At 60.9% G+C, this 25,738-nt stretch carries 26 protein-coding genes and 4 pseudogenes; 11 read left to right on the forward strand and 19 right to left on the reverse strand.

Annotation, left to right across the window (positions count from 1 at the left end):
- Positions 1-43: 43 nt before the first annotated feature.
- Both DFLDMN_RS31420 and DFLDMN_RS31425 read right to left on the reverse strand, forming a co-directional pair.
- Positions 44-478: a hypothetical protein gene (locus tag DFLDMN_RS31420; RefSeq protein WP_423200796.1), complete on the reverse strand. Its 435-nt coding sequence runs from the start codon at positions 476-478 to the stop codon at positions 44-46.
- Positions 479-791: 313 nt separating this feature from the next.
- On the reverse strand, positions 792-1,514 hold the full coding sequence (locus DFLDMN_RS31425) for a hypothetical protein (RefSeq protein ID WP_423200797.1): 723 nt from the start codon (positions 1,512-1,514) through the stop codon (positions 792-794).
- Positions 1,515-1,866: 352 nt separating this feature from the next.
- Here DFLDMN_RS31425 and DFLDMN_RS31430 point away from each other — a divergent pair, with 352 nt between their 5' ends.
- Positions 1,867-2,250: a c-type cytochrome gene (locus DFLDMN_RS31430; RefSeq protein WP_423200798.1), complete on the forward strand. Its 384-nt coding sequence runs from the start codon at positions 1,867-1,869 to the stop codon at positions 2,248-2,250.
- A 104-nt stretch (positions 2,251-2,354) separates the two neighbouring features.
- Here the strand turns inward: DFLDMN_RS31430 and DFLDMN_RS31435 are convergent, their stop codons facing one another.
- The 12 genes and pseudogenes from DFLDMN_RS31435 to DFLDMN_RS31490 form a co-directional block, all read right to left on the reverse strand.
- A complete protein-coding gene (locus DFLDMN_RS31435; protein ID WP_423200809.1) occupies positions 2,355-2,525 on the reverse strand; it encodes a hypothetical protein in 171 nt (56 codons plus the stop codon).
- Between the two features lie 307 nt (positions 2,526-2,832).
- Positions 2,833-3,174, reverse strand: coding sequence for a hypothetical protein (locus DFLDMN_RS31440; RefSeq protein WP_423200799.1), 342 nt, complete (start codon positions 3,172-3,174; stop codon positions 2,833-2,835).
- 156 nt (positions 3,175-3,330) lie between these two features.
- Positions 3,331-4,431: an IS5-like element ISRme1 family transposase gene (locus tag DFLDMN_RS31445; RefSeq protein ID WP_205182406.1), complete on the reverse strand. Its 1,101-nt coding sequence runs from the start codon at positions 4,429-4,431 to the stop codon at positions 3,331-3,333.
- Positions 4,432-4,517: 86 nt separating this feature from the next.
- Positions 4,518-4,718: pseudogene (locus DFLDMN_RS31450) on the reverse strand (EamA family transporter); the annotation flags it as partial.
- A gap of 28 nt (positions 4,719-4,746) precedes the next feature.
- Positions 4,747-6,099 (reverse strand): sensor histidine kinase, encoded by a 1,353-nt coding sequence (locus tag DFLDMN_RS31455; RefSeq protein ID WP_423200800.1) that lies wholly within the window; start codon positions 6,097-6,099, stop codon positions 4,747-4,749.
- On the reverse strand, positions 6,075-6,740 hold the full coding sequence (locus tag DFLDMN_RS31460) for a response regulator transcription factor (RefSeq protein ID WP_295084429.1): 666 nt from the start codon (positions 6,738-6,740) through the stop codon (positions 6,075-6,077). Before DFLDMN_RS31460 ends, DFLDMN_RS31455 begins: the two co-directional genes overlap by 25 nt.
- Before the next feature lie 32 nt (positions 6,741-6,772).
- Positions 6,773-7,324, reverse strand: a complete 552-nt coding sequence (locus DFLDMN_RS31465) for a cytochrome b (protein WP_423200801.1) — start codon at positions 7,322-7,324, stop codon at positions 6,773-6,775.
- Positions 7,325-7,363: 39 nt separating this feature from the next.
- A complete protein-coding gene (locus DFLDMN_RS31470) occupies positions 7,364-8,122 on the reverse strand; it encodes a membrane protein (protein WP_006486551.1) in 759 nt (252 codons plus the stop codon).
- 16 nt (positions 8,123-8,138) lie between these two features.
- Entirely contained in the window at positions 8,139-8,591 is a 453-nt protein-coding gene (locus DFLDMN_RS31475) for a hypothetical protein (RefSeq protein ID WP_012492771.1), read from the reverse strand.
- 28 nt (positions 8,592-8,619) lie between these two features.
- A complete protein-coding gene (locus DFLDMN_RS31480) occupies positions 8,620-9,402 on the reverse strand; it encodes a membrane protein (protein WP_006486529.1) in 783 nt (260 codons plus the stop codon).
- Between the two features lie 69 nt (positions 9,403-9,471).
- Positions 9,472-10,068: an undecaprenyl-diphosphatase gene (locus DFLDMN_RS31485; protein ID WP_423200630.1), complete on the reverse strand. Its 597-nt coding sequence runs from the start codon at positions 10,066-10,068 to the stop codon at positions 9,472-9,474.
- 56 nt (positions 10,069-10,124) lie between these two features.
- Positions 10,125-10,460: a PepSY domain-containing protein gene (locus DFLDMN_RS31490; RefSeq protein ID WP_006491232.1), complete on the reverse strand. Its 336-nt coding sequence runs from the start codon at positions 10,458-10,460 to the stop codon at positions 10,125-10,127.
- 209 nt (positions 10,461-10,669) lie between these two features.
- Between DFLDMN_RS31490 and DFLDMN_RS31495 the strand changes: the two are divergent.
- From DFLDMN_RS31495 to DFLDMN_RS31525, 7 genes and pseudogenes are all read left to right on the forward strand, one after another.
- Positions 10,670-11,533, forward strand: a pseudogene (locus DFLDMN_RS31495) (IS30 family transposase); the annotation flags it as partial.
- Positions 11,534-11,586: 53 nt separating this feature from the next.
- On the forward strand, positions 11,587-12,051 hold the full coding sequence (gene tnpA, locus DFLDMN_RS31500; protein WP_008652244.1) for an IS66-like element accessory protein TnpA: 465 nt from the start codon (positions 11,587-11,589) through the stop codon (positions 12,049-12,051).
- Positions 12,051-12,401 (forward strand): IS66 family insertion sequence element accessory protein TnpB, encoded by a 351-nt coding sequence (tnpB, locus tag DFLDMN_RS31505; RefSeq protein ID WP_008652247.1) that lies wholly within the window; start codon positions 12,051-12,053, stop codon positions 12,399-12,401. The genes tnpA and tnpB overlap by 1 nt, the downstream gene beginning before the upstream one ends.
- 31 nt (positions 12,402-12,432) lie before the next feature.
- Positions 12,433-14,022, forward strand: a complete 1,590-nt coding sequence (gene tnpC / locus DFLDMN_RS31510; RefSeq protein ID WP_008652249.1) for an IS66 family transposase — start codon at positions 12,433-12,435, stop codon at positions 14,020-14,022.
- Between the two features lie 48 nt (positions 14,023-14,070).
- Positions 14,071-14,397, forward strand: a pseudogene (locus tag DFLDMN_RS31515) (IS30 family transposase); the annotation flags it as partial.
- A 58-nt stretch (positions 14,398-14,455) separates the two neighbouring features.
- A pseudogene (locus tag DFLDMN_RS31520) lies at positions 14,456-14,620 on the forward strand (IS3 family transposase); the annotation flags it as partial.
- Between the two features lie 74 nt (positions 14,621-14,694).
- Positions 14,695-15,612: a helix-turn-helix transcriptional regulator gene (locus tag DFLDMN_RS31525; protein WP_423200631.1), complete on the forward strand. Its 918-nt coding sequence runs from the start codon at positions 14,695-14,697 to the stop codon at positions 15,610-15,612.
- 9 nt (positions 15,613-15,621) lie between these two features.
- Here the strand turns inward: DFLDMN_RS31525 and DFLDMN_RS31530 are convergent, their stop codons facing one another.
- The 5 genes from DFLDMN_RS31530 to DFLDMN_RS31550 all read right to left on the reverse strand — a co-directional run bounded on the left by DFLDMN_RS31530 (position 15,622) and on the right by DFLDMN_RS31550 (position 21,986).
- A complete protein-coding gene (locus DFLDMN_RS31530) occupies positions 15,622-16,422 on the reverse strand; it encodes an enoyl-CoA hydratase/isomerase family protein (RefSeq protein ID WP_423200632.1) in 801 nt (266 codons plus the stop codon).
- Entirely contained in the window at positions 16,422-17,699 is a 1,278-nt protein-coding gene (boxA, locus tag DFLDMN_RS31535) for a benzoyl-CoA 2,3-epoxidase subunit BoxA (protein ID WP_423200633.1), read from the reverse strand. The genes DFLDMN_RS31530 and boxA overlap by 1 nt, the downstream gene beginning before the upstream one ends.
- Positions 17,700-17,757: 58 nt before the next feature.
- Positions 17,758-19,185: a benzoyl-CoA 2,3-epoxidase subunit BoxB gene (gene boxB, locus DFLDMN_RS31540; protein WP_423200634.1), complete on the reverse strand. Its 1,428-nt coding sequence runs from the start codon at positions 19,183-19,185 to the stop codon at positions 17,758-17,760.
- Positions 19,186-19,243: 58 nt separating this feature from the next.
- Positions 19,244-20,902 (reverse strand): 2,3-epoxybenzoyl-CoA dihydrolase, encoded by a 1,659-nt coding sequence (gene boxC, locus DFLDMN_RS31545; protein WP_423200635.1) that lies wholly within the window; start codon positions 20,900-20,902, stop codon positions 19,244-19,246.
- A 127-nt stretch (positions 20,903-21,029) separates the two neighbouring features.
- Positions 21,030-21,986: a helix-turn-helix transcriptional regulator gene (locus DFLDMN_RS31550; protein ID WP_423200636.1), complete on the reverse strand. Its 957-nt coding sequence runs from the start codon at positions 21,984-21,986 to the stop codon at positions 21,030-21,032.
- 92 nt (positions 21,987-22,078) lie between these two features.
- Between DFLDMN_RS31550 and DFLDMN_RS31555 the strand changes: the two genes are divergently transcribed.
- From DFLDMN_RS31555 to DFLDMN_RS31565, 3 genes are read left to right on the forward strand one after another with little or no spacing between them, the layout of a single operon-like run.
- Complete coding sequence (locus DFLDMN_RS31555) at positions 22,079-22,543, forward strand: DUF4863 family protein (protein WP_423200637.1); 465 nt, start codon at positions 22,079-22,081, stop codon at positions 22,541-22,543.
- Positions 22,544-22,551: 8 nt separating this feature from the next.
- Positions 22,552-24,096, forward strand: a complete 1,545-nt coding sequence (locus DFLDMN_RS31560) for a 3,4-dehydroadipyl-CoA semialdehyde dehydrogenase (RefSeq protein WP_423200638.1) — start codon at positions 22,552-22,554, stop codon at positions 24,094-24,096.
- A 39-nt stretch (positions 24,097-24,135) separates the two neighbouring features.
- Positions 24,136-25,722: a benzoate-CoA ligase family protein gene (locus DFLDMN_RS31565; RefSeq protein ID WP_423200639.1), complete on the forward strand. Its 1,587-nt coding sequence runs from the start codon at positions 24,136-24,138 to the stop codon at positions 25,720-25,722.
- The last annotated feature ends 16 nt before the right edge of the window (positions 25,723-25,738 follow it).

The raw sequence follows: 25,738 nt of genomic DNA on the forward strand, positions 1-25,738 counted from the left end.
TGTAAACAACCTTTCTGCCGCCGGAACTTGTATCCGCAGGAATCTAGCAGCGATTTCGGTATTGCTGATTGCGAACCTCGCGATGCCGCTCCCTTAGCCAGTCAGTCGAATTCCGTCGCATTTGCGCCTCCAACCGAGTCGCTTCGTCCGCTAGTCCGCTACACAGTACGCTCTTGCCATCGCTTGACGAGCTGTTCCACACAGTAACGGTCTCGGTCGCCGTGACATTCGACTCTTCACGCCGCCGCTCCTCCTCAGCCTGTCGCCTGTCCCGCGCCGCACTCTCCTGCGCCAGAATCTCCGGGCTCTTTCCGATAATGGAAACGTTGCCCGATACATCCGCACTGACAAGCGTATAGCCCTCTGGGCAGACCGCTTCCTGCGTGTACAGGATCAGCTTGCTGTTGCGGCACTTCGTTGCGGCGTGAACAGACCCAGCTGCCAGCAGCATGGCGGCGAGGAGGAATGGCTTGGGCATTGGGGCTCCGGTGAGGGAGCCAACATAGCATTGCTGGGGCAGAGCTCGGTGCCCGACGTTTGGGGGATTGCTCAACGCCCGACAGGCGTTGGAGACCGCACGGACGACCTTCTTCCCGAATAACTCGCTTCGACGGGGTGGCTCAATGTGGCCGCTTTGGTCGGCCAGAAACAGTTGGCTCTGAGGTCTAAGCATTCGGCCGAAGCCGGCCAGCAATGGACGGTCGACGTCCCTATGAGAATCGTCGACAATTTCGGCATGCGATGACGGCTAGACCCGCCCGATCAGCCGTCACAGGCTTTGCCGACTCGGATTACTTGCTACCGACTGGAAGTGAGCAGTAAATCTCATTCCTGCTATACACGAAGACTCCTGAAAATCCCGAGAGGAGATGCTTCATCTCATGGAGAATCTTCTCGAAATTGGTTTTCTTATCGATTGGCGGCTGCGCGGGGAAAGAATAATTTTGGACCCTATCTTCGTCGGTGTACACCAGCAGCGCAGTGTTCGGCGGGTAATTTATTTTGCCCTTCTTCTCGAGAATCTTTTTAAGCAGTTCGATCTTCCGCAAATGGTCCGACATCCTGTTGTCGCCCCAAGAGGAAATCGTATTTTGCGTTGCTAGCTGCTCAAGAAGCTTTGCGTCATCTTGGTCCTGAAGCGTTGTTACTTCCAAATGACAAATGCTCAATCGGTCCGAAGCTGGCCGGTTGTCCTCGACAGTTGCATCAAAGTTTTGATTGCCGTCACGCCAGCAAATTGTGACTTCGTTAGAAGCAGCAAAATACAATTTTGAGAAGTGGGCAATAGGGAAAAGTTCTCCATGCACCTTAAGAGAAAGCCCCGATCGTTCAGGGTATTGGGGTGCTGAGGGGGTTCCATAGGTCAAGCGATTAAACAGACTCTCTATCGTCGTTGCATGTTGATAGAAATTTGCTGCCGTCGTTGGAGTTTCTGCAAACGCCGTCAAGGTGGCCTTGTCGTTCCGCCAGTCTCCGGTAAATGGAACATCGATTTTGATAATTTGTCGCATCATTGTTTATCGTCGCTGCACTGGCTTTCAGCGCAACCTTAGTAAAGTGTTGCGATCGTAGGAGTATTTCCGAAAATCGCATTTCGGGCATTTAGTCAAGCCGGTTGAGCGGCTATGTACCAATGCAGTGCGTATCGGCAGATGGACCGACGCGCAGATCGGAAAGGCGATCCGCGATGGCATACGGCCAGACGGTAGTATTATCGGGCCGCCTATGCCGATAGGCTTTTATCGGAACATTTGGGACGCGGACCTTGCTGCCATCATTGCGTACCTGCGCGCGCAACCGCCAGTCCGTCACGTGGTTGAAGCGTCGACATACCATGTCCCGCTCCCGCCAAATTACGGCGCCCCTGTGGAGCACGTCGCGGCGGCTTCGACGCGCGACACAGTACAGTACGGCGAGTATCTGGCCAATATCGGCCATTGCATGGAATGCCATACTCCGCGCGGCGACCACGGACAGCTGATCACTGCGCACCTCGGCGCGGGAGGGCAGGTTTTCAATGGCGCATGGGGCACCAGCGTCTCGCGCAATCTGACGCCTGACGAGAGCGGCCTCAAACGCTGGACAGACGCACAGATCGCCAAGGCGATTCGCGGAGAACGCCGGGAGGGTATGCACTACAAGCCTCCTATGGCCTATGCCTGGTACCGGAATATCAACGACTCAGATATGCGAGCATTGATTGCGTACCTCCGCTCACTCAAGCCGCAGCCTTTCGCGGGCCAGCGCTAAAGCCGAAATGGTCTCTTATACCCGCGATGCGCAAGCCGCGACGGCACTGATCACGCAGCCGCTCAAGATACTGAGGCGCCAACCGCGATTACCTGGCGCAGACCCTAGCGGAAGAGAAGCAGGGCCCTCTCGCCGAACTGGCAGAGCAGCAACACGTCGACGCCAACCCATTCCAGCGTGGCCAGTTCAACGGATTCACGCGTTTTCCAGGTAGTACGACGATGGATCAACTCAGCCTTGTACAAGCCGTTGATCGTCTCGGCCAATGCATACATACCAAATGACCGTAGAGCTGGACGAGCGCATGCGGGACACATGGAACCATCAGCAGCCCCTTGGTCGACGGATCCTTGCCGCCCCTTAAAAGGGCAGCGCGTCAACATCGCGGGCCAAGCCTGCGGCTGGCTCTCCGCTATCCTGGCCATTGCCAGTACGGAGTACGGCCGCCTTGGGCTGCGCGCGAGAAGGCGCCGTCAGTGCCGCCGACGAGGGAGAGCTGGCCACGACGAGGTGCTGGCCGGGGAATCGAGCGTTCGAGTTGTCCGAAGTCCGCAGAACCGCCAGGAGCGGTCGGTCGACGAACTATGGAATTTGAATGTGCTTGATCCAAAATGGCGCGAAGTAGCCAAGAATCACGCCTACGAGCACGGCAATGGAATAGCCGAGCGCACCCACCTGAAGATGCACTGCGACTAGAACACCGGCAAGAACCGAAAAACTAACCTGCCATAGCCTTGGAAACCGAAACAACTTTGGCTCAATTTCTGGGGCACCGATCGCGCCCACGAAGAATCCTGCGGAGCCAAGAAAAAGCACGTTTTGAAGGGAGTAGCCGGACGCCAGTCCTCCCAACAAAATAAAGACCGTTGCGAACCCAAACGTCAACAGCAAGACAACTATCGTGAAGCGCTTCCAGTCTGCCATATCAACTAGCAGGCTGCTGAAGTACTAGCCGCGTAAAAAGCGAAGCTTCCCTCTACAAGCCTGAGGGGCTCGCTATTTTTCACAATCCGGAAGCGCGGCGTCACTTCACCGACTTTTTCGTTGATTTGACGACCGTTTCGGGCCTCATCACCACGATTACTGCAACTGTGGGCGGATTTGTCCCAGCGAGCGCATGCGCACGAGGTTGTAGGCGGCCATACTCAGCACAAACATTTGGTCGACCTTCTTTCGACCGCGCACCATTACCTGGCGCATGCGCCCAACGGTCTTGGCCCATCCAAAGCCTTGTTCAATCAGCTTGCGCTTTTGCTGTGAGATGGCATAACCCTTGGTGCCTGCAATGGCGTCGGGAACGGCCGAGCGCCGGCCGGAGGTGTTTTGTGCGACGTGCGGCGTCACCTTCATCTCCAGGCAGGCTTGAATGAACTCGTGCGCGTCGTAGCCCTTGTCCGCACCCACGGTGACTTCCACATTCAGGTCCTCAATCACCTGCCTGGCATCGTTAAGCATGACCTTCGCGGCCTCGCGCTCGGCGTGTCCGTCCGCATTGGTCACCATGGCGCTGACCACCAGGCCGTGGCGGTTGTCGCTCAAGGTATGACCCATGTAGCGCAGTTCACTGGCGGTTTTGCCCTTGCGATACAGCCTGGCATCGGGATCGGTTTTGGACTCGTGCGTCTCGTTGCTGCGCTTTTCACCCTTGAAGTCAGCACCGTCGTTATCGTCTTTGTCGTCGCCATCCTTGCGTACAAAGCTCTTGTGGCCAGCCCACGCCTTAATCAACGTGCCGTCGACGCTGAAGTGCTCGCCCGACAGCCAGTCCTTCTTCTGCGCGATGGCCAGCACTTCGTTGAAGAAGTCGATCACGGCATCGTGCTTGATCAGCCGTTCCCGGTTCTTGCTGAAGACGCTGGGCACCCAGACCACATCATCCATCGCCAGGCCAATGAACCAGCGATACAGCAAGTTGTAGTGCGTCTGTTCCATGAGCTGGCGCTCCGACCGGACGCTGTAGAGCACCTGCAGCAGCATGGCCCGCAGCAACTTCTCCGGCGCGATGCTGGGCCGGCCACCCTTGATATCGGCCTCGTACATTTGCGCGAACAGCCGATCCATCTTCGCCAGCGCCTGGTTCGCCATGGTGCGGATCGGGCGCAAGGGGTGGGACTTCGGCACGAAATCTTCCAGCCGCCGCATGGTGAACAAACTTTCGGTGAAGGTGTCAGCGCCGCGCATGAATGTGGGGTTGTATGGAGTCCTCAGATTAACGCTTCAGCTAGTCGTCGCGCGGACATCCGCTGCCGGTATTTCAGCAGCCTGTTAGGGGACAGCTCCAAGGGGTTGGCCCATTTTCCCATGTAGGCGACAAACGCCGACAGGACGACGATGATGATGGCCGTTCGGATCAAAGTAGCCAGATCGGAATCAACTCCCTGAATGCCCACCTTGGCAAAAATCGCCGTCAGCGCCGCAAATACAGCCGACAGGAGTGCCCAATAGAACCAACCAGTTGAAGTAAGCAATTCGCTGCACTCCTCGTATCTCAAGTCATTACTTCATGGGCACAATAACGGAAACCTTTAAGCCGGTTTGCTGAGTTTCATCCACGAAGTCGAGGCGAATTTCCGCGCCGATGCGATGGGCAATCGTTTGGACGATGGATAACCCTAGGCCCGAACCAAGCTGCTCGCTGCCCAGCGTGCGGTAAAAGGGATCAAAAACCCGATCCCGTTCGGCCAACTGAATGCCTGGCCCGCTGTCCTGAACACGCAGCTCGGCTTTTCCTTCCGATATACCAACCGAAAGATCGACCCGCCCGCCCTCTGGTGTATAGCGAATGGCGTTATCGACCAGATTCTTGACCACGGCGATCATGTCCAGCTCGCTGACCCACACTTCGGCGTCTTGCGTGCCTTCGACCCCGATGTCGATGTGCTTGGCCTCGGCCAGCGGCATGAGATCTTCCAGCACTCGGCGGTAGAGGCCCTGGACGGATAATGGCGACTTCGGTGTGTCAGTGGCCGCCTGCGCACTGGCCAAGGTCAGGAGTTGATCCAGCAGGCTTCGGCCGCGCTCGATCCCTTGGCGCAAGACCGTCAGTCGTTCACGTGCCAGCCCGGACATTTCCGTATCTGCCAGCCGCTCCGCTTGCAGCGAGAGTGCGGTCAGAGGCGAGCGCAGCTCGTGCGCGGCATCCGCCACAAAGCGGCGCTGAGAGTCCATAGACTGGCCAACGCGGGCGAGCAATCGGTTTATGGCCACGGCAAACGGGCGTACCTCGACCGGAAGGTGACGGTCTTCGACGGGGTGCAGAGCCTGCTCGGCGCGCAGGTCGATTTCTTTGGAAAGTGCCGCAATGGGGCGGAACATCTTGCGCACCAGGTCAGCGACGATCAATAGCAGTACCGGCACGAGAATCAGGAAAGGCATCACGGTGCGCAGCGCTCCATCGCGAGCGATTTCATTGCGGAAGCCCGCTTCCTGAGCCACGGCGATGCGTTCGCCGACAGCCGTGGTCTTGACCAGCACGCGGAACGACTCGCCGCCGACCTCCAGCGTGTGCAACCCATCAGCCAGTGTCGTCGGCAGAGAAAGCGTGCCGCCAGCATCCACGCCTACCGTAGAGGGGTTGGCCTGGTCCAAGCGCTGGACGATCACACGCGATTCTTCATCGACATCTTTTGGGCGTGCATCGGGCGTCGGCGGGGCCGGTGACAGGCGCTGCCTATCCATAAGCTGTGCCACCTGGCGTAGAACATCGTCCTGTAGCTCATGGGCTTCGTCGAAGGCCGACAGGAACGAGAAGACGCCCGCCACGATGGCTACCACGAGGATAGCCAGCGACAGGGTGAAGGACAGCTTGAGCTGAACTGACTCGTTCAGGCGTCTTTTGAGACCATCCATCCGACCCCCCTGACGTTCTTGATGACCTCGCTACCGAGCTTGCGCCGCAGCGAATGGATCAGAAATTCGACGGCATTGCTTTCGACCTCTTCTCCCCAGCCGTAGATGCGATCTTCCAGTTCGCTGCGCGAGAGAATGGCCCCAGGCCGAACCAGCAAGGCTTGCAGCAGCGCGAACTCGCGGTTGGAGAGTTGCACTGAGGAGCCACCATTGACGCTGGCCTCTTTCGTGACCGGATCGAGCGACACCATGCCGTTGCTGAGCATGGGTGCGGCGTTGCCACCCTTGCGCCGCAGAACGGCGCGCATCCGGGCCAGCAGTTCCGCCATCTGAAAGGGCTTGGACACGTAGTCGTCGGCCCCTCCATCCAGGCCGCGCAGACGATCATCCAGGCCATCACGCGCCGTGATGATGAGCAAGGGGACTGGGTTGTCCTTGGCGCGGATGCTGGCCAGCACCTCCAGCCCATCCTTGCCTGGCAGACCCAGGTCGAGCAGAACCAGGTCATAGTGCTGGCAACCCAGTGTCGTGAGGGCGGTCTGCCCGTCCTTCACCCAGTCGGTGGCATAGGACGCATCCTTCAATGCGCCCTGGATGGCTTCGCCGATCATGGGGTCGTCTTCGACCAGCAATACCCGCATTCCCCCCTCCGCTTGAAGTTATTACGCCAGCATTACGGCAACATCGAGACAAGAACCTTATCTTTTAGTCTGATGTGGTGATATATGGCAGCCAGCGCGTGAATGCCTGCCAACCATATGATGACATCACCAAGCAGTTTGTGAATCTCGCCCCAATCTGCAAGGTTGGAAAAATAAGAATTCCCAACTGCGGGGAACACGTTAATTCGGATTCCGCCCAATAGCGTCAAAGGATGAGATTCGCTTCCTAGAGCCAGCAGCGCAGAAATCGGCAGCAAAAGAAGTAAAGCCCACAGTGCAAAATGTGCCAATCGGGAAAGGCCAAACATCCATACCGACATCTGATGCCGTGGAGCACCCGGACGTATTGCAGCCCAAATCAAGCGCAAGAATGTGAGCACAAATACGGCGACACCCAAAGATTCATGCCACACGATGTCATTTCGTGTGGCTGGATCGACTCCATCATCAACTATTCGCCCGAAGTCGCCAGGCCCTAACACGAATGCTGTGACAACAATTCCGGCCGTAATCCAATGAAATGCTTTGCTTAATTTGTCATATTGATCAGGACTATTTCTCATGGCATTGTTTCCTCCATATTGGCTGGGATGACCGTATTTTCAATGTGCGGTCTTAGCCGCCCGCTGCTTGAACAGCAGGACTGCGATGACCATGAAGGCCAGCAGTGCGGCCGAGGCCGAATAGCGGCTCAGCGCCAAGCCGCCAGCGCTCAGCGGCTTGTCCAGAAAGTCGCCGACCACGGCTCCCAGCGGGCGGGTCAGGATGAACGCCGCCCAAAACAGCAGTGTGCGGGACACGCCCGTCCAGTAGTAGGCTGCCACAACCAGGGCAAGCAACCCACTGAACACGACGGCCGCACCTGTGTAGCCCAGGCCCGCCGTATCCGCCATCCAGTCACCCAACGCCGTGCCCAGCGTCTGCGAGAACATGATCGTCAGCCAGTAGAACGCTTCCGCCTTGGGTGAGCTGACGGTGCTCACCGACACGGAGCCGAGGGTGCGATGCCAGACGAAGAGCGAGCCGAGCAACAAGGCCAGCAGCAAGCTCGAACCGCCAGCGTACCCGATTCCGAGCGAACGATCCGCAAAGTCGGCCAACGTCGTGCCAATCGTGGTGGTGGCAATGATGGTGGTCCAGTACAGGAAGGGGTGGAAGCCCTTGGCCTTGACCTGCGCGACGACGGCAGCCAGAAAGATCACCGCGAAGATGCCGGTACCGACCAGATAGCCCAGGTTCATGGACATCGAGACGGCATCGCCGCCGGTTTCGCCAAGCGTGGTTGCGGCAATCTTGATGAGCCAAAAGCCCAGCGTGACTTCGGGCACTTTGGCCAGAGCGTATTCAGTGGATGTTTTCATGGGGCACGCTCACGGGTCAGGCTTTGCCTTCGAGCGTGTCGAAGGTTTTTAGCAGAGTACCCATCGCAGCCTTGCAGTCAGCTTGGCTTGGCGTATCGGCACGCAACGCAGACAACGCCTTGTCGATGGCTTTGTCGAGCAGATGCCAGTCGTCGGCAGCGCGCGGTTTCAGTCCAGCCTCAGCCGAATCCCAGGCCACCTCCAAATCCTTGATGCGGGTCTTGGCGGCGGGCAGATTACCCTTGTCTACGATGGTGGACACGTCAGTGGCGATGCTGCGAAATGCGGTCAAATCGCCCAGCTTGGAAGCGGCTTTGCCCGGCAATACCGTGCTGGCGTTGGCTGTCGGTGCAGGGGCGGTGCTCGCGCGGCCTTGGTCGGCAGGCTTGGAGCAGCCGGTGGCCAGAGCCACGAGCGCCACCGCCGACACGGCAGCGACAAGGCCAGTGATAGAGTGCGTTTTGGGCATAATTTCTCCTTGGAAAGTGGGAAGAGAGTTACTCGGCGGCCTGGGCGGAGCGGCCCGCGTTCATGCTGAACTGCGCAACGGCCACCAGCATGACGATGACTGAGAGGAACAGGGCGCTGGTCCACATGGCCCCCATTCCGAGGCCGCCATAGGTCTTGGCCTGTGTCAGCAGGTCGCCGAGTGCGGCCCCAAAGGGTCGGGTCAGGATGTAGCCGATCCAGAAAGTCAGCACGGCGTTGCCACCCATACGCCAGGCTGCATAGGTGATGCCGATCAGCGCGCCGAAGGCGACTGCGCCCCAGGTAAAGCCCAAGCCCAACGCCTCGGTTGCCAGATCACCGGCAGCGGTGCCCAGCGCAAACGTGCAGAGGATGGCTGACCAATAGAACAGCTCCCGGCGGCGCTTCACGATGTCGTGGATGGATAAGGTACGTTCAACCCGGTACCAGACAAAGAAGATCGCGGCGAGCGCCACGGCGAACGCCGAAGTGCTGATGTAGAGGCTGACTCCCAGGCCGTCGGTCAATAGGTCGGTGATCTGGGTACCGACCACGCTGACCAACACGACAGATAGCCAGTAAATCCAAGGGGTGTAGCGGCGAGTACGCAGTTGCGTGAACAGGGCTACAGCCAGCAACGCACCCATGACGGTGCGCGTCAAGCCTTGGCCAAAACCCGCGTTGACCGCCAGGAAGTCAGCCCCCGTCTCGCCCACCGTCGTGGACATGATCTTGATGATCCAGAACGACAGCGTGACTTCAGGGACTTTGTTGAGCCAGTCGCTTGTTCTGACCGTGGGCAAATTGTTCATGGTGTTCTCCTGCCGAGGTGAAATGGATTGCCGCCAGTCTGACCAGGCAGACTTAGCCCATCCATAGGCTCACTCGCGCACCCATCCCTGCGCGATCAGCCTGCCGAACAACAGGCAATGGATACGGGTCGCCAGCCGGTAGATCGGCCCCAGATACCACCGTGCTGCGTGCAACGCCAACACGGCATTGAGCGATGCGACCGCGATGGCACCAAGCATGTCCAGTGGAAAGTGAACCCCCAGATAGATGCGTGACCAGGCGATGGGGAGGCCAAACAGCGCCAAAGCGACGCCAGCCCTTCGCAGTCCTCGCTGTAGCAGAAAGCTGACGGCAACCGACCACCACAGCGTCAGGTGATCGCTGGGAAATGACGAATCGGCCACATGGGGAATGAGCGTATGACCCAGCCCTATCATGAAAGGCCGGGGATGCGACCAAGCCAGGCCGATGATTTGGTTGGTCAGCAGCCCAAGCAGGCCGGATGCGGTAGCGACCAGCAGCGCTTTGCGGGTGTTCACATTGCCGCGCAGCCAGCTGATGCCGATCAGAATCGGGACGGCCCAGATGAGCCATTCCGCAAAGAAGGTGGCCAGCGTCACCACCAGAGCATTCGGGTGTTCAGGTGCGTTCAGCCATAGGAAGAATGTTTGGTTGAGATGTTCCATGAAGTCTCCGGGCCGGATCACGGCGTCATGCGCGATCCGGCCACACTGGCAGGCGGTCAGTCTTGCTTGTCGTGGTCGTCATCGTGATCCGCCTTGTCCTCGGCAGACGAGATGACGGTGCCCTTGTCGGCATCGACCCGGACATCGAAGACCTTGGCCCCGCTGACGACTTCCACGTCATAGACCCAGCCTTGCTTCGAGTTTTCGTACTCGGCGCGCGATGCCTTGCCATTGGCGTGCTGCTCGGCAGCGGTGACGGCCTGGGTGAGAGGAATCTTGGCCTTGGTGATCGCCAGAGCGTCGTTTTCCATGCCGCCCTTGGCGGCATAGGCGACAGCGCCTGTCGTAGCAATGGCGATGGCCAGCAGGGAAAGTTTGGTGTAGCGGTTCATGATGCTTCTCCAGAAGAGTGCAGGGATTTGCACGGTGGAGAAGTTACGCAGGCAGACTTAGCTGCCACTGAGCCAAGCCGTCACCGTTATCGTCGGAGATTGCTGCCAATGGCTTAGCGTGCTTTATTTTCCGTTTTCTGAAACGACCCGTGGATTCAACCGGTCGATGCAACACACTAAGGGCTTTGCAAGCCTGAGGGGTGCTGCAAATGAAACAGAGACGGCGAATCTACTACACGGAGACTCAGAAGGCACTCATGTGGGAACGCTGGCGTCAAGGCGAGTCCCTGCAACACATTGCTCAACTGTTCGATCGCAACCACTCGTCGGTGCAGAGAATACTGGCGCAGACGGGCGGAATCCAGCCACCCCCAAGGCATCGCTCCCGGCTTGCCTTGACGCTTTCCGAGCGAGAGGAGATTTCCCGGGCCGTGGTGGCGGGGCTCTCGATCCGCTCGATAGCAACTCGGCTTGGGCGGGCGGCGTCTACCATTAGCCGTGAGCTCAATCGAAATGGTGGAGTTCATGGCTATCGTGCGCATCAGGCTGACCAACTCGCCTGGGATCGAGCGCACCGCCCCAAGACATGCAAGCTCGTCAGAAACCAGGCCTTGGCGCAGGTCGTGGCACTCCGGCTTCAGTGGTCACCGGAACAGATCGCAGGCTGGATTAAGCACGCCTACGCGGTCAACAAGGACTACCAGGTGTCACACGAGACGATCTATCGCAGCCTATACGTGCAGGCCCGCGGTGCGCTTAAGAAGGAACTGCTCGAACACCTACGGCGTGAACGAGCCATGCGTCGTTCGCGACATCACGCCCAAAAGACGGACGACCATGGCCGGATTCGCGAAACGGTGTCGATCAGGGAGCGGCCTGCCACGGCTGAGGACCGGGCAGTACCAGGGCATTGGGAGGGAGACATGCTATGCGGCAGTGGTGGCAGCCAGATCGTTACCCTGGTGGAGCGCCAGACTCGATATCTCATGCTGGTCAAGATTGACAGCAAGGACAGCGAGACGGTCGTCAATGCTCTGATTAAGCGTAAGCGCTCAATTGACGACGTCTGGTATTGAAGGCTGAACGTTGGCAGGCTAGCGTCCGCAAAGACTTTGCGGACGCAAACATGATCCAAGACGAGATTGACCTATTTCCGCTGCAGGCGGTGCGAGTCCGCTCCAATGGGAAGCGCGACTACGAGCCAGCGGCCAAGCGGCGTCTGATTGAGTTCTGTCTTCAATCGGGAGCATCGGTCTCGGGCACGGCGCTCAAGGCCGGTATCAACGCTAACCAGTTGCGCAAATGGATTCGGGACTACCGAGATTCAGTGCAGGCGCGAGGTGCGTTGCCGGCATTCGTGCCGGTTGTCCAGGAGGTTCAGGATTCGCGGCCAATCGAGACACTTGCAAAGGTTGCGGTGCCGCGTCACGAAGCGGCATCAGCGACTGGCGATCCGCCACCGCGGCAAGCGCAACCGCTGGCGCTCTTGAGCGCAAAGCTGCCCAACGGTGTATCACTTGAGCTCGAATGCAGCGAGCGAGACGTTGGGCTCGTAAAGGCAATGATCGAAGCACTGAGTGGAGACCGTTGATGTTTCGGCTCGACGCTGAGCTGCGGGTGTATCTGCATCGCGACGCAGTGGACTTCCGTAAGAACATCAACGGCCTGGCACTGCTGGTCGAGCAGACGCTCGGGCTGGATCCGTTTGCATCGGCTGTATTTGTGTTCCGTAACCAGCGGGCCGATCGCATCAAGATTCTCGGGTGGGATCGCAACGGCTTCTGGCTATTGTTGAAGCGATTGGAGGCGGACCGGTTTGCCTGGCCACGCGAGGCGGCTGTGGCTACGCTGACGGTCGAACAGTTGCACTGGCTGCTCGAGGGAATCGACATCGAGGCGATGCGCCGGCACCCGCACCGAGAATACCATCGCGCTGCGTGAACGCTGTTTGGCGGCAGCGGTCTAACCCGCCATGCCATCCACGCCCGTCACCGTTACCGCCGCCGAGCTGCAACTGTTGCGAGACGCCGAGCGCGAGCTCAAGGCAATACTCGCGGAACGCGAGGCAATCAAGGGCGAACTGCGTGTGATGACGGTCCAGCGAGACCTGCTCTTGGAACAGCTCAAGGCGTTTCAGCGTAAGCTGTTCGCCGCAAAGAGCGAGGCGCGAGGCTCGGAGCAGAAGGACTTGTTCCTCAATGAGGCCGAGGCCTTGGCGACGGCGGCCGCGCAGCCGGCGCAGGAAGAAGAAGGTACGCCCGAGACCGAAGTGGCCGGACACAAACGCAAGAAGCGCGGCCGCAAGCCGCTCGACCCGGCGCTGCCCCGTGTCGAGGTTCGTCACGAACTACCCGAATCGGAACGCGTCTGCCCCCTCGATGGCCAGGCTCTGGTCGAGATTGGCGTCGAGGTCAGCGAACAGCTCGACATCGTGCCGCAGCAGGTCCGCGTGATCCAGCACCAGCGGGTCAAGTACGCCTGCCCATGCTGCGACGGCGGCATCAAGACGACGCCGGCACCGGCGCGCATTATTCCCAAGGGACTCCTTACCGAATCGGCGCTGGCCTGGTGCATCACCTCGAAGTATCAGGATGGCCTGCCGCTGTACCGCCAGGCAGCGCTGCTGCATCGCTTCGGCGGGGACCTCTCTCGCGGCACCCTGGCCGCAAGCATAGTGCGAGTAGGCCAGGCGGTGCAGCCAATCATCAACCTGCTGCGTGACCATCTGCTGGAAGCAGACGTCGTGTACGGTGACGAGACAACGGTACAGGTGCTCAAGGAGCCCGGCAGGCCTGCCCAGAGAAAGAGCTTCCTATGGGCGCAGATGAATGGCACAGGGCCGCCGGTACGGTTGTTTGCCTATAGCCCGACACGCGAGACAAAGCAGGCTACGGCTCTCTATGCCGGCATCAAGCCTGGGGCGGTGTTGATGACCGACGGCTATGCACCATACGACGACGTCGCAAACACCTATCAGTTGGTGCATCTCGGATGCTGGGCACACGCGCGCCGCTACCTGGTCGAGGCGGAGCAAGCCTTGCCCAAGGACAAGCGCCCCGACCACCCGGTCACCGGATTCCTGCAGCGCATCGGCAAGCTGTTTGCCATCGAAAGCCACACGCTCAAGATGAAGCCGGAACAACGGCAGCAGGTTCGCGCCGAACAAAGCCAGCCGCTGCTGGCCGAGATCGAAACGATGCTGCTGCAACATCTGCATACCGTGCTGCCGCAAAGCCTGTTCGGCAAGGCGCTGCACTACCTGCATGGGCAGTGGCCAAAGCTCGTGCGCTACATCGAGAACGGAACCTGGCCGATCTCGAACAATCCCTGCGAGAACGCGATTAGGCCATTCGTGATCGGACGGAGAAACTTCCTCTTCTGCGACACCGTGGCCGGTGCCAACGCTAGCGCAAGTCTTTACTCGCTGGTGGAAACCTGCAAGGCCAACGACGTCGATCCGTATCAGTATCTCGTTGCCTTGTTCAAGGCGTTGCCACACGCACAGACCGCCGACGACTACGAGGCTCTGCTGCCCTGGAGGCTCAAGCCCTCAACCGTCTAGCGGATACCGCCGGCGGCCGCAAGGGGCGCCCTTAAAAGACCGCTTACGATTAAGCATGCATGCAAGTTGCCGCAGGAACTATATAAGTCTCTCACCTGGGATCGCGGACCTGAGATGGCTCAGCACAAGCGGTTCACTGTCGCGACCGACGTCAACGTCTACTTCTGCGACCCTCAACATCCCTGGCAACGCGGTTCCAACGAGAACACAAATGGCTTGCTGAGGCAGTACCTCCCAAAGGGGACAGATCTCTCCATCTATTCCCAGTCAAAGCTCAACGCCATAGCGAGGCGACTCAATGAACGGCCGCGAAAGACATTAAACTTCGATACACCCGCTGAACGATTCCATCAGACCGTTGCATCGACCGGTTGAATCCACACTTGGGAACGGACCCTACATCGTCACGGTATAAGCGCGGCTAGCAGGTCAGTTGACGGTGCCAGTCTCGGTGAACGCCGTATGGTTTATGGACTTCATGCACGGTATCGAGATCAACTGCTCGTTACCGTCTGCGCGCGTCATACAGGCACTGGACCAGATCATTGATTGGCGGGGAACGCCGGCCGCGATACGGTGCGACAACGGTCCCAAGCATGAGACGGAGCAAACCAGCGATAAACAACCGGTACTGCTAGAATCCGTCGCAATCTCCAACGTAAATCCTCATCTGTGACCACGGATTCGAAGCGTTACCAGGAAGCCAGCGCACAAGACATGCGCTCCCCCTTGCTCGTTGCGATCGGTGAACGAACCAGAAGTCTGCGGGCCCGACGGGGCCTGACGCGCAAGGCGGTTGCCCTCACCGCGGACGTATCCGAGCGGCATATCGCGAATCTCGAGCACGGCACTGGCAACGCCTCCATCCTGGTGCTTCAGCAGATCGCGAATGCCCTGCAATGCTCGCTGTCGGAACTGATTGGCGACGTCACGACCAGCTCGCCTGAATGGCTGCTGTTGCGTGAACTGCTGGAGAACCGTTCCGAAGCCGATCTGCGGCGGGTCCGCATTGCGGTCGGGCAACTGCTCGGCACGGATACTTCCGACCCGGACCGGAGCGGTCGCTTTGCGCTTATCGGACTGCGAGGCGCCGGCAAGTCGACGCTGGGCAAGATGCTCGCGGAAGCCATGGACATCCCGTTTGTCGAGCTCAACCGGGAAATCGAGAAGGTCGCGGGCTGCAGCGTGTCGGAGATCCACGGGCTGTACGGCACCAGCGCCTACCGGCGCTATGAACGCCGCGCGCTCGAAGAGGTCATTCAGCTCTACCGCGACGTGGTCATTGCCACGCCGGGCGGCATTGTCTCCGATCCCGCGACATTCAATGAGCTGCTCGCACATTGCACCACCATCTGGCTGCAGGCCGACCCGGAAGATCATATGTCCCGGGTCATTGCCCAAGGCGATTCGCGCCCGATGGGGGATAGCCGCCAGGCCATGGAAGATCTGCGGCAAATTCTGAGTGGCAGGGCGCCGTTCTACTCGCAGGCGGATATGACGGTCGACACCAGCGGCAAATCGCTGGCGCAGGCGTTTGCCTTGCTGCGCAAGACCGTTGGCAGGTCGACGGAAACCACGGGACTGGCGTAGTCTCCGGTCCTATCGCATGCCATAGCGCGGCAGGCGCTTCTCGGTGAGCGCCGACAGACCTTCGCGGGCATCGGCGCCTGCGAACCCAAGGACTTCTAGCGCCAACGAGTGCTCGAACGCAGGCCACGCCGCGCGCAGCCAGTGATTGAGCGATCGTTTGGTGAAGGACAGTGCGGTTGCACTGCCTGCAGCCAATTGCACAGCAAGTTCGCGCGCGCGAGTGTCAACTTCCTCATCGGCAGCCGCAAGACTCACCAGGCCAATGCGCTCGGCCTCTTCTCCCGATAGCGCCGAACAGGTCAGCAGGTAGTACTTCGCGCGCGCCATGCCGCACAGCAGCGGCCAGATCACGGCGGCATGGTCGCCAGCCGCGATCCCCAGCTTGGTATGCCCGTCGATGATCTTGGCACTGCGGGATGCGATAGAGATATCGGCTAGCAGTGCCACGGCCGCGCCTGCACCGACCGCGGCACCCCGGATTGCTGAGATGATCGGCACATCGCAGTCGATCATGCCCTGCACCAGTTCCCTCGCCTCGCGCATCAACCGCAGGCGGGCCGCTTCGCTGTCGAGCAGGTTCTCGACCAACTCCGCCGTGCCGCCGGCACAGAAGCCCTTGCCTTCCGTGCGCACGAGGATCACGCGCACGTCAGCATCGTTGCCGAGCTGGCGCCACAACCCGGCAAGATCGGCATGGCGCTGAGCGTCGGTGAACGGCATCGAGCCCGCCGGGCCGAACACCACCTCTGCAATACCAACATCGCCGATCTCGACGCGCAGCGTCGATCCAAACTGCATCACGCGCGGCATCAATAGGTTTCCAGTTGCAAACGACCCTGCTGCTTGAGATCCGCGGCAATCCGGTTCCAGTCGAGCCCCGCCTGCACTGCGATATCGCGCAGCGCCAGCACAACGCCCTCTTCCATGCTCTTGAGGCCGCAGACGTAGAAGTGCGAATTGCCATCAGCCAGTAGTGCGGCGAGGTCTGCCGCACGCTCGCGCATGGCGTCCTGGACATACCGCCGCGGCTGCCCGGGGGTGCGCGAGAAAGCAAGATTCACGTCGATAAAGTCCTTGGGGAGATTCTCCAGCGGACCAAAGTACGGCAATTCCGCCTGGCTGCGCGCGCCGAAGAACAGCATGAGCTTGCCGCCCTCGAAGCGACCGGACTTACGCATGCGGCGACGCCATTCCGTCATGGCACGCATCGGTGCGCTGCCGGTGCCCGTGCAGATCATCACGATATGCGAGCGCGGATGGTTCGGCATCAAGAAGCTGTTGCCAAACGGTCCGATCACCTCGACCGTGTCGCCTACCTTCAGGTCGCACATGTAGTTGGAGGCCACGCCGCGTACCGGCTTGCCCTGGTGATCCTCTACCACGCGCTTGATGGTCAGCGACAGGTTGTTGTAACCCGCGCGCTCTCCGTTGCGGGCGCTGGCAATGGAGTATTGACGTGCATGGTGCGGCCGGCCTTGCGAGTCCGTACCGGGCGGGATGATGCCGATCGATTGGCCCTCCAGCACGGGGAACGGCACCACGCCAAAATCGAGCACGATATGGTGCGTGTCGTAGTCGCACTCCGCTTCGGTGGCGCGCATATTGCCGGTGACGGTGGCCCGGGCGGTCTTGCCCGAACGCGCACCATACAGGTTGGTGTAAGCATGCGCGGCCGACCAGGGCGGCACTGTGGCGCCGAACTGCGCGCTGTTGAACGGCTCTTCGCCGTTGAAAGCGGCCGGCAGCGAGACCGGCTCATTGACTGGCGCCAGGGTGGCAGCGGCCTCGACACCCGCCGCGCCAAGTTCGTCCGGCGACAACTCATCCGGCAGGCTATCCCAGCCAAGCTGTTCTTCAATGCCGTATGCCTTGGCACGCGGCATCACGCGCCAGTTGTCGATCGAGCCGGTGGGGCACGGCGAGATGCAGGCCATGCAGCCATTGCACTTCTCGGCGTCGACGACGTAGTTGCGGGAATCGTGCGTGATCGCATTGACCGGGCACGTGGCTTCGCACGTATTGCAGCGAATGCAGATCTCAGGGTCGATCAGGTGCTGCCTGATGACTTGGATATCGGACATGTCCATGTCGAACTCCGGGTGGATATGGAGCCCCCAATGGAGAAGGGGGCATCTTCTCCCGATTTCAGTTGAAGCGGATGTACTCGAAGTCGGCCGGCTGGCGATTGATGCCCATGACCGGCGGCGCAATCCAGTTGGCGAACTTGCCGGGCTCGACCACGCGGCCCATGAGGCTGGCCACGAAGGCGCGGTCGCCCGCCGAAGGCAGCCACGTGTCGACGTGGCCGCGCCATTCCGCGTCGGATACCACCCGGCCATCGGGTGCCACCTTGACGCCTGCGAGTGCACCGATATTGCGATGGAACGCCTTGTGCGGCACCTTGAGGCGGAACGGAATGCCCGCCTTCTCGATGACCTTGTTCCAGCGTTCGACGCCCGCCATGCTGTCCTTGATGTAATCGTCGCGCAGCACCTCGTTGAGCGCGTTCAGCATCGGCACCTCCTTCTCGGTCAGCTTGCCGCCCACCACTTGCAGCACCTTGTAGGTCTGGTTCTTGAGCACGTGGTCGTCCGTGCGCTTGCCTTCCTCGAAGCGTCCCTTGAGGCCGGTGCTGTAGAACGTGGCGGCGTTGCTCGACTCATCGGCGCCAAACAGGTCGATGGTCACGCTGTAGTGGAAATTCAGGTAGCGCTGGAGCGTCGGCAGGTCGATCACGCCGGCCGCGCGCAGACGTGCGGGATCGTCGGTCTTGAGCTCGTTCATGACCTGACAGGTGCGCTGGATCACGCGCGACACGCCGCTCTCGCCCACGAACATGTGGTGCGCTTCCTCGGTCAGCATGAATTTGGTGGTGCGCGCGAGCGGGTCGAACGAGCTCTCGGCGAGCGCGCACAGCTGGAACTTGCCGTCGCGGTCGGTGAAGTACGTGAACATGAAGAACGACAGCCAGTCCGGGGTCTGCTCGTTGAAGGCCTGCAGGATGCGCGGGTTGTCTTCCTGGCCGCTGCGGCGTTCCAGCAGCGCCTCGCCCTCCTCGCGGCCATCGCGGCCGAAGTACTTGTGCAGCAGGTACACCATCGCCCACAGGTGGCGGCCCTCCTCCACGTTGACCTGGAACAGGTTGCGCAGGTCGTACATGCTCGGCGCGGTCAGGCCGAGGTGACGCTGTTGTTCCACCGAGGCGGGCTCGGTATCGCCCTGCGTGACGATGATGCGGCGCAGGTTGGCGCGGTATTCGCCGGGCACTTCCTGCCACACGTCCTCGCCCTTGTGGTCGCCGAAATGGATCTTGCGGTTGGCTTCGGCCGGATTCAGGAAGATGCCCCAGCGATAGTCGGGCATCTTGACGTGGCCAAAGTGCGCCCAGCCCTGCGGATCGACGCTGATGGCCGTGCGCAGATAGATATCATAGTTGTGCGAGCCCTCGGGTCCCATGTCGTTCCACCAGCTCAGGTAGTTGGGCTGCCACTGCTCGAGCGCGCGCTGCAACGTACGGTCTTCGCTGAGGTTGACGTTATTGGGAATCTTCTCGCTGTAATTGATACCAGACATCTTGGTCTCCAAGTCTGCAGTTCGAGTATTGGCAGGTATATGCAGGTAGATGCGCGGGTTAGACGCGGTTCCAGTCGAAGGCGGCCTTGTCGCCCTTGCCATAGACCTTGAGCGCACCCTTCTCGCCGACGGCATTGGGGCGCTGGAAGATCCAGTTCTGCCACGCGGTGAGTCGACCGAAGATGCGGGTCACCATGTTTTCCTGGCCGTTGAAGCGCAGGTTGGCTTCCATGCCGGTCAGTGCATCGGGCGACATGGCAGCGCGTTCTTCCAGCGCGATGCGCACTTCGTCGGCCCAGTCGATATCGTCGGGGTTCGCGGTCACGAGGCCTAGCGCATAGGCGGCATCGGCGTCCAGCGGCGTACCGGCTTTGGCGCGCACCGCTTCCATAGCTGGTTGCTCGTCGTAGAAGCGGCGGCCGAGGCGGCTCTGGCCGGTAGCCATCGGATAGATTCCGAAGTTTACATCGGAGACCACGATCTTCGGTGCCTTGGCTTCGTCGTCCGGCAGGGCGAGGTGATAGATACGGTCGCATGCCAGCGCGAGTTCGAGAAACGATCCGGCGAAGCACGAGCCCGGCTCGACCAGCGCGAACAGGCTGCGCGACGATACGTCTAGGCGCGAGAACGTGCGACGCAGCAGGCCAATGGTCTCGCGTACCAGCCAGTGATCGCGATGCGCCATCAGCACGGCATCCATCGCCAGCACGGCGTTGGCATCGCCTTCGGTCTTAATCAGCCACGTACCGATATCGAGCTCGTTGGTACGCATCGACAGGATGGCGTCTTCAAGCTCGCGCGCCAGCTGCAACGGATACCAGGTGGCGCCTGCTTCCAGGATGCCAGCCACGGATTCTGGTTGCGGGCCGGTCGGCGCCTTGACCGCGAAGATGGCACGGCGGGTCTGGCGGTCGATCTCGATCGTGACGTAGCGGTAACGCAGTGCGTCGGCGTCGATCGTGCGTTCGATCGGCACCAGGCTTACGCCCTTGGCGTCGGCCGGACGATCGCTCTTGGCGGCCAGCGCGTGAGCACGATCCCGCACGGTCTGCGCGAAGACAGCGGGCTTGGCGATCTCGTCGACGAGGCGCCAGTCCTTGGCGCGCTGACCGCGCACGCCTTCGTTGGTAGTGCAGAAGATATCGGCAAGGTCATGACGCACATGACGCTTGTCAGTCAGGCGGGTGAGGCCACCGGTGCCGGGTAGCACGCCGAGCAGCGGCACTTCGGGCAGGCTCACGGCCGACGAGCGGTCGTCGATCAGGATGATCTCGTCGCAGGCCAGCGCCAGTTCATAGCCTCCGCCGGCACATGCGCCGTTCACGGCGGCCAGGAACTTCAGGCCACTGTATCGGGAAGAGTCCTCGAGGCCGTTGCGGGTTTCGTTGGTGAACTTGCAGAAGTTCACCTTCCACGCGTGGCTGCTGACACCAAGCATGAAGATATTGGCGCCCGAGCAAAACACCTTATCGCGGCCGCTGGTAACGACGACGGTACGCACTTCGGGATGCTCGAAGCGGATGCGGTTGACCGCGTCGTTCAGTTCGATATCCACCCCAAGGTCGTAGCTGTTCAGCTTGAGCTTGTAGCCGGGACGCAGGCCGGCCTCCTCGTTGATGTTCAGCGTCAGCGTGGCGATCTCGCCATCGAACGACATCTGGAAATGCTTGTACTGCGAGGGATCGGTCTGGTAATCGACACGAGGCGCTGCGGTCATGTTGTCTCCGGTGCGGGCACGTTAGTGCGTCGTTTCTCGGCTCAGTGATGTCGCCGGTATGAACGCACTATAGTTCCGCATTGACGGACACGTCAAGAACTATCATGCATGTTTCTGCAGTTGCTTCTCATGCATTAAATTGCAGTTTCGCGCGCAGAAGATCAATCAGGTTCGCTGCCGTCTCATGCAGCGGCGAGGCGCTGGTATCCATGCTGAAGTCGGCCTTGGAATAGAAGCCCGCTCGGCCTAGCAGGATGCGCTTGAGATCCTTCATGGCTTCCTCGCTCGCCGCCATCGGCCGCAGGTCGCCCTGGGCGCGCACGCGGTTCATATGGTCTTCCGGCTCGGCACGCAGCCACACGGTGGTGCAGTGCGTGAGGAGCATGTTGAAGGTGGCGGCATCGGACACCAGACCACCGGGCGTGGCGATCACCGCTTCCGCATGAATCTGGATGGCCTCTTCCAGTGCACGACGCTCGTAACGACGGTATGCACTCATCCCGTACAGCCCCTGGATCTCGGAGATGCTGCAGCCGGCGAACTTCTCGATCTCGCTGCTGAGCTCGATGAACGGAAAACCGAGCGAAGTCGCCAACATGGCGCCTAGCGTGGATTTGCCGGCACCTCGCAGACCCACCAGCGCGATCCGTGACGAGTAGCCCTTCTTCTTGCCACCGGTACCGAGCAGGTCACCAATCGCGAGGCGAGCGCGGCGTAGCGTCGCCTCGTCGCGGTCTGCCAGCAGCTCTCGAATCAGGAGCCATTCGGGACTCGAAACCGAGACATCTCCGATCAATTCAGCCAACGAACATTCCAATGCCGCCGCCACCTGTTGCATGACGAGGATGGATACGTTACCGATGCCATGTTCGAGATTGGCGAGGTGCCGCTCCGAGATATCCGCCGCCTCCGCGACCGCACGACGCGTCATGCCGGAGCGCGCGCGCAGCAGACGTGTCCGTTCACCGATGGCCATCAGGAACGGATTCTTCTCCGGGCCCTTCTTCTGGATGCGCACCATCGGGCTGGACGGCTCGAACTGGGTCAGCGTTAACCCGCTTTCATGCAATATAGTGCTTGACATGATTATTGACCGGCTCTATGTTTCATATCGGCACAATAATGCATGAGACGACGGTTAGCAACCTCCGTCGCCCCCCCCCAAGGAATTTCCCCATGTCTGTCGAAGACTTCCGCCAAGAGCTTGCCAACCTGACCTCGCAACTCGCGGGCAAGACGCTCGACGCCGAACTGGACCGCTGGCTCAACTGCGAGCATGGTGCCGAGAGCGAGACTTACGCATCGCTGCGCCGCCTGTGCCAGCAAGGCGTTGCCGAAGGCTGGCTCTGCAACCGCGAGGCCGGCGGCATCCGCTACGGACGCATCTTCAAACCCGCCGAAGACCTGTACGGCTTTTCCGTCGATGTGGTGGACATGCAGGACATCGCCGGGCCACACCACGTGCATCCCGAGGGCGAGATCGACCTGATCATGCCCATCGACGAAGCCGCGCGCTTCGATGGCCGCCCCGCCGGTTGGCTGGTCTGCCCACCGGGCAGTGCACACCGGCCCACCGTTTCCGACGGTCGCGCACTGGTGCTTTATCTCTTGCCCAAGGGCAGCATTCAATTCACCGCATGAGCATCAAGATGACCGAGTTACTGAAGAATTTCGTCTCTGGGCAATGGCAGGCCGGCACCGGTGCCGGCACGCTGCTCAAGGATCCCGTTACGGGCGAAGCGCTCGTGCGCGTCGATGCGGGCGACCTCGACCTAGCCGCGGCCTTTGCCTATGCGCGGGAAGTGGGCGGCACCGCGTTGCGCGCCATCACCTATCGCGAGCGCGCGGCCATGCTTGGCGCCATCGGCAAGGTCCTGCGGGCCAATCGCGAGGCGTACTACGACATTGCCACCGCAAACAGCGGCACCACGCGTAACGACTCGGCCGTGGATATCGACGGCGCGATCTATACCGTTGGCACCTATACCAAGCTCGGCGATGGTCTTGGCGAGCGCATGTACCTGCTCGATGGCGAGCCGCAGTGGCTCAGCAAGGAATCCATCTTCCAGTCGCAACACGTGCTGGTGCCGACGCGCGGCGTGGCACTGTTTATCAATGCGTTCAACTTCCCGGCATGGGGCTTGTGGGAGAAAGCCGCCCCCGCACTGCTATCGGGCGTACCCGTGATCGTCAAGCCGGCTACCTCGACCGCCTGGCTGACGCAACGGATGGTGTTGGACGTTGTTGACGCGGGCATTTTGCCGAAGGGCGCCCTGTCCATCGTCTGCGGCAGCTCGGCCGGCCTGCTCGATCAGCTTGCCCCGTTCGACGTGGTGTCGTTCACTGGCTCTGCCGACACCGGCGCACTGGTCCGCTCGCACCACGCGGTGACCCGCCGTTCTGTGCGCGCCAATATCGAAGCCGATAGCGTGAATTCTGCACTGCTGCTGCCTGGCGAAGCGCAAGGCAGCGAAGCTTTCGACCTGCTGGTGCGCGAAGTGGCACGGGAAATGACGGTCAAGTCCGGGCAGAAATGCACGGCCGTTCGCCGCGTGTTCGTACCGGCCGAAGCGTATGACGCCGCCGCGGCCGCCATCTCCGCCAAGCTCGCAAAGATCGTGGTCGGCAATCCGCGCCATGACAGCGTCCGCATGGGTGCACTCGTGAGCCGTGCACAGCTCGATGCGGTGCAGAGCGGCCTCGCGTTGCTGCGCGAGCAAACCGATGTGCTGCATGACGGCGCCGGGCACGAACTGGTCGATGCCGATCCCAACGTGGCCTGCTGCATCGGACCCACGCTACTGGGCACCCGCACGCCGGATCAGGCGCCCCGTATCCACGAAATGGAAGTCTTCGGCCCGGTGGCCACGCTCGTCCCCTACCGCGATCTTGAGCATGGCCTGTCGATGATCCGAGCCGGCGAAGGATCGTTGGTGGCCTCGCTGTATGGCAGCGATATGGCGGCGCTGGCCAACACGGCGATCGCACTGGCGGACTCGCACGGCCGCGTGCACACCGTGTCGCCCGATGTGGGCAGCGTGCACACCGGACATGGCAACGTCATGCCGCAATCGCTTCATGGCGGACCGGGCCGCGCCGGCGGTGGTGAAGAGCTGGGCGGACTGCGCGCCCTGAATCTCTATCACCGCCGTAGCGCGATCCAGGCCAGCGCTGCCATGGGCGACCACATCTGAGGCTGTTGCACAGACCAGCCAAATCAGAGGAGACACTATATGAATCCGAAAGATTGCGTCCAGCCCCCGGGACAGCAGTTCAACTTCGCCGCGCATCTGCTCGACTGCAATGCCGCACGCCCTCACAAAGTTGCCTTTGTCGACGACCACGGCACGCTAACGTATCAACAGCTGTCCGAGCGCGTACGCCGACTGGCCGCCGGCCTGAAAGGCTGCGGCATCCGGCGCGAGGAACGCATCCTGCTGCTGATGCTCGACTGCAACGACTGGCCGGTGTCGTTCCTCGGTGCCATCTATGCCGGCATCGTCCCGGTGGCCGTCAATACGCTGCTGACCGCCGAAGACTACGCCTACATGCTGTGCCATTCGCGCGCGCAGGCCGTATGTGTTTCCGCCGCATTGCTGCCGATACTGCGCGAAGCGATGTCGATGACCGAGCATGAGGTCACCACCGTGATCGTCTCGGGCGCCGAATCGATGTGCCTCGCCCAGAACAGCACCACCATGCTGATGACGCTCGACGGGCTGATCGAGGACCAGACGCCGCTCTCGTGCGCTGCACCGACCTGCCCTGACGACCCCGGCTTCTGGCTCTATTCGTCCGGCTCCACCGGACGTCCCAAGGGCGTGCTGCACAGCCAGGCCAACCCATACTGGACCGCCGAACTCTACGGCAAGCCGGTGCTGGGCCTATGCGAGTCCGATGTCTGCTTCTCGGCCGCCAAGCTGTATTTCGCCTACGGGCTCGGCAACGGCCTGAGCTTTCCGCTCAGCGTCGGTGCCACGGTGGTGTTGATGGCAGAACGACCGACACCGGACGCCACCTTCCGGCGCATTACAGACCAGCGCGTCACCGTGTTCTTCGGTGCGCCCACCGGTTATGCCGGCATGCTGGCATCGGCGGCGCTGCCTGCGCGCGAGCAGGTTGCGCTGCGCCTGTGCTCGTCGGCAGGCGAAGCACTGCCCGCGGATATCGGCGAACGCTTTACTCGCCATTTCGGCTGCGAGATCGTCGACGGTATCGGCTCCACCGAAATGCTGCATATCTTCCTGTCGAACCGCCCCGGCGACGTGCGCTACGGCACCACCGGCTGGCCGGTGCCGGGCTATACGGTGGAACTTCGCGACGAGGACGGCAAGCCCGTGGCCGATGGCGAAGTCGGCGACCTCTATATCAAGGGCCCGAGCGCCGCGCTCATGTACTGGGGTAATCGTGAGAAATCGCGCGAGACCTTCCGTGGCGACTGGACCAAGAGCGGCGACAAGTACACCCGCAATGCCGACGGCACCTATACATATGCCGGCCGCAGCGACGACATGCTCAAGGTCAGCGGCATCTATGTCTCCCCATTCGAGGTGGAAGCCACGCTGATGCAGCATCCCGGCGTATTCGAAGCGGCGGTGGTCGGCGTCAACGATGCCGATGGACTGACCAAGACCAAGGCGTACGTGGTCCTCAAACCCGATGCACAGGCCAGCGAGGCGGAGCTTAAGAGCTTTGTGAAGGAACGCCTCGCTGCTTACAAGTACCCGCGTTCCATTGTCTTCCTGCCAGCACTGCCCAAGACGGCGACGGGGAAGATCCAGCGGTTCAGGCTGCGCGAACTCGAAGCCGCAGCGGCATAGCAGGCGCACCAGCCTG

It is taken from the genome of Cupriavidus sp. H19C3 (assembly GCF_049393815.1).
GTDB lineage: Bacteria > Pseudomonadota > Gammaproteobacteria > Burkholderiales > Burkholderiaceae > Cupriavidus.

Excerpts from the sequence above, each read along its gene's own strand:
- DFLDMN_RS31470 (WP_006486551.1), bottom strand. The coding sequence starts at position 8,122 with ATGAAAACATCCACTGAATACGCTCTGGCCAAAGTGCCCGAAGTCACG.
- tnpC (WP_008652249.1), top strand. The coding sequence starts at position 12,433 with ATGCCATCCACGCCCGTCACCGTTACCGCCGCCGAGCTGCAACTGTTG.
- DFLDMN_RS31425 (WP_423200797.1), bottom strand. The coding sequence starts at position 1,514 with ATGATGCGACAAATTATCAAAATCGATGTTCCATTTACCGGAGACTGG.
- DFLDMN_RS31435 (WP_423200809.1), bottom strand. The coding sequence starts at position 2,525 with ATGTATGCATTGGCCGAGACGATCAACGGCTTGTACAAGGCTGAGTTG.
- DFLDMN_RS31465 (WP_423200801.1), bottom strand. The coding sequence starts at position 7,324 with ATGAGAAATAGTCCTGATCAATATGACAAATTAAGCAAAGCATTTCAT.
- DFLDMN_RS31480 (WP_006486529.1), bottom strand. The coding sequence starts at position 9,402 with ATGAACAATTTGCCCACGGTCAGAACAAGCGACTGGCTCAACAAAGTC.
- boxA (WP_423200633.1), bottom strand. The coding sequence starts at position 17,699 with ATGGACATGTCCGATATCCAAGTCATCAGGCAGCACCTGATCGACCCT.
- DFLDMN_RS31455 (WP_423200800.1), bottom strand. The coding sequence starts at position 6,099 with ATGGATGGTCTCAAAAGACGCCTGAACGAGTCAGTTCAGCTCAAGCTG.
- DFLDMN_RS31490 (WP_006491232.1), bottom strand. The coding sequence starts at position 10,460 with ATGAACCGCTACACCAAACTTTCCCTGCTGGCCATCGCCATTGCTACG.
- DFLDMN_RS31560 (WP_423200638.1), top strand. The coding sequence starts at position 22,552 with ATGACCGAGTTACTGAAGAATTTCGTCTCTGGGCAATGGCAGGCCGGC.
- DFLDMN_RS31460 (WP_295084429.1), bottom strand. The coding sequence starts at position 6,740 with ATGCGGGTATTGCTGGTCGAAGACGACCCCATGATCGGCGAAGCCATC.
- DFLDMN_RS31485 (WP_423200630.1), bottom strand. The coding sequence starts at position 10,068 with ATGGAACATCTCAACCAAACATTCTTCCTATGGCTGAACGCACCTGAA.
- tnpB (WP_008652247.1), top strand. The coding sequence starts at position 12,051 with ATGTTTCGGCTCGACGCTGAGCTGCGGGTGTATCTGCATCGCGACGCA.
- DFLDMN_RS31555 (WP_423200637.1), top strand. The coding sequence starts at position 22,079 with ATGTCTGTCGAAGACTTCCGCCAAGAGCTTGCCAACCTGACCTCGCAA.
- boxC (WP_423200635.1), bottom strand. The coding sequence starts at position 20,902 with ATGACCGCAGCGCCTCGTGTCGATTACCAGACCGATCCCTCGCAGTAC.
- tnpA (WP_008652244.1), top strand. The coding sequence starts at position 11,587 with ATGATCCAAGACGAGATTGACCTATTTCCGCTGCAGGCGGTGCGAGTC.
- boxB (WP_423200634.1), bottom strand. The coding sequence starts at position 19,185 with ATGTCTGGTATCAATTACAGCGAGAAGATTCCCAATAACGTCAACCTC.
- DFLDMN_RS31440 (WP_423200799.1), bottom strand. The coding sequence starts at position 3,174 with ATGGCAGACTGGAAGCGCTTCACGATAGTTGTCTTGCTGTTGACGTTT.
- DFLDMN_RS31530 (WP_423200632.1), bottom strand. The coding sequence starts at position 16,422 with ATGCCGCGCGTGATGCAGTTTGGATCGACGCTGCGCGTCGAGATCGGC.
- DFLDMN_RS31420 (WP_423200796.1), bottom strand. The coding sequence starts at position 478 with ATGCCCAAGCCATTCCTCCTCGCCGCCATGCTGCTGGCAGCTGGGTCT.
- DFLDMN_RS31550 (WP_423200636.1), bottom strand. The coding sequence starts at position 21,986 with ATGTCAAGCACTATATTGCATGAAAGCGGGTTAACGCTGACCCAGTTC.
- DFLDMN_RS31565 (WP_423200639.1), top strand. The coding sequence starts at position 24,136 with ATGAATCCGAAAGATTGCGTCCAGCCCCCGGGACAGCAGTTCAACTTC.
- DFLDMN_RS31445 (WP_205182406.1), bottom strand. The coding sequence starts at position 4,431 with ATGCGCGGCGCTGACACCTTCACCGAAAGTTTGTTCACCATGCGGCGG.
- DFLDMN_RS31475 (WP_012492771.1), bottom strand. The coding sequence starts at position 8,591 with ATGCCCAAAACGCACTCTATCACTGGCCTTGTCGCTGCCGTGTCGGCG.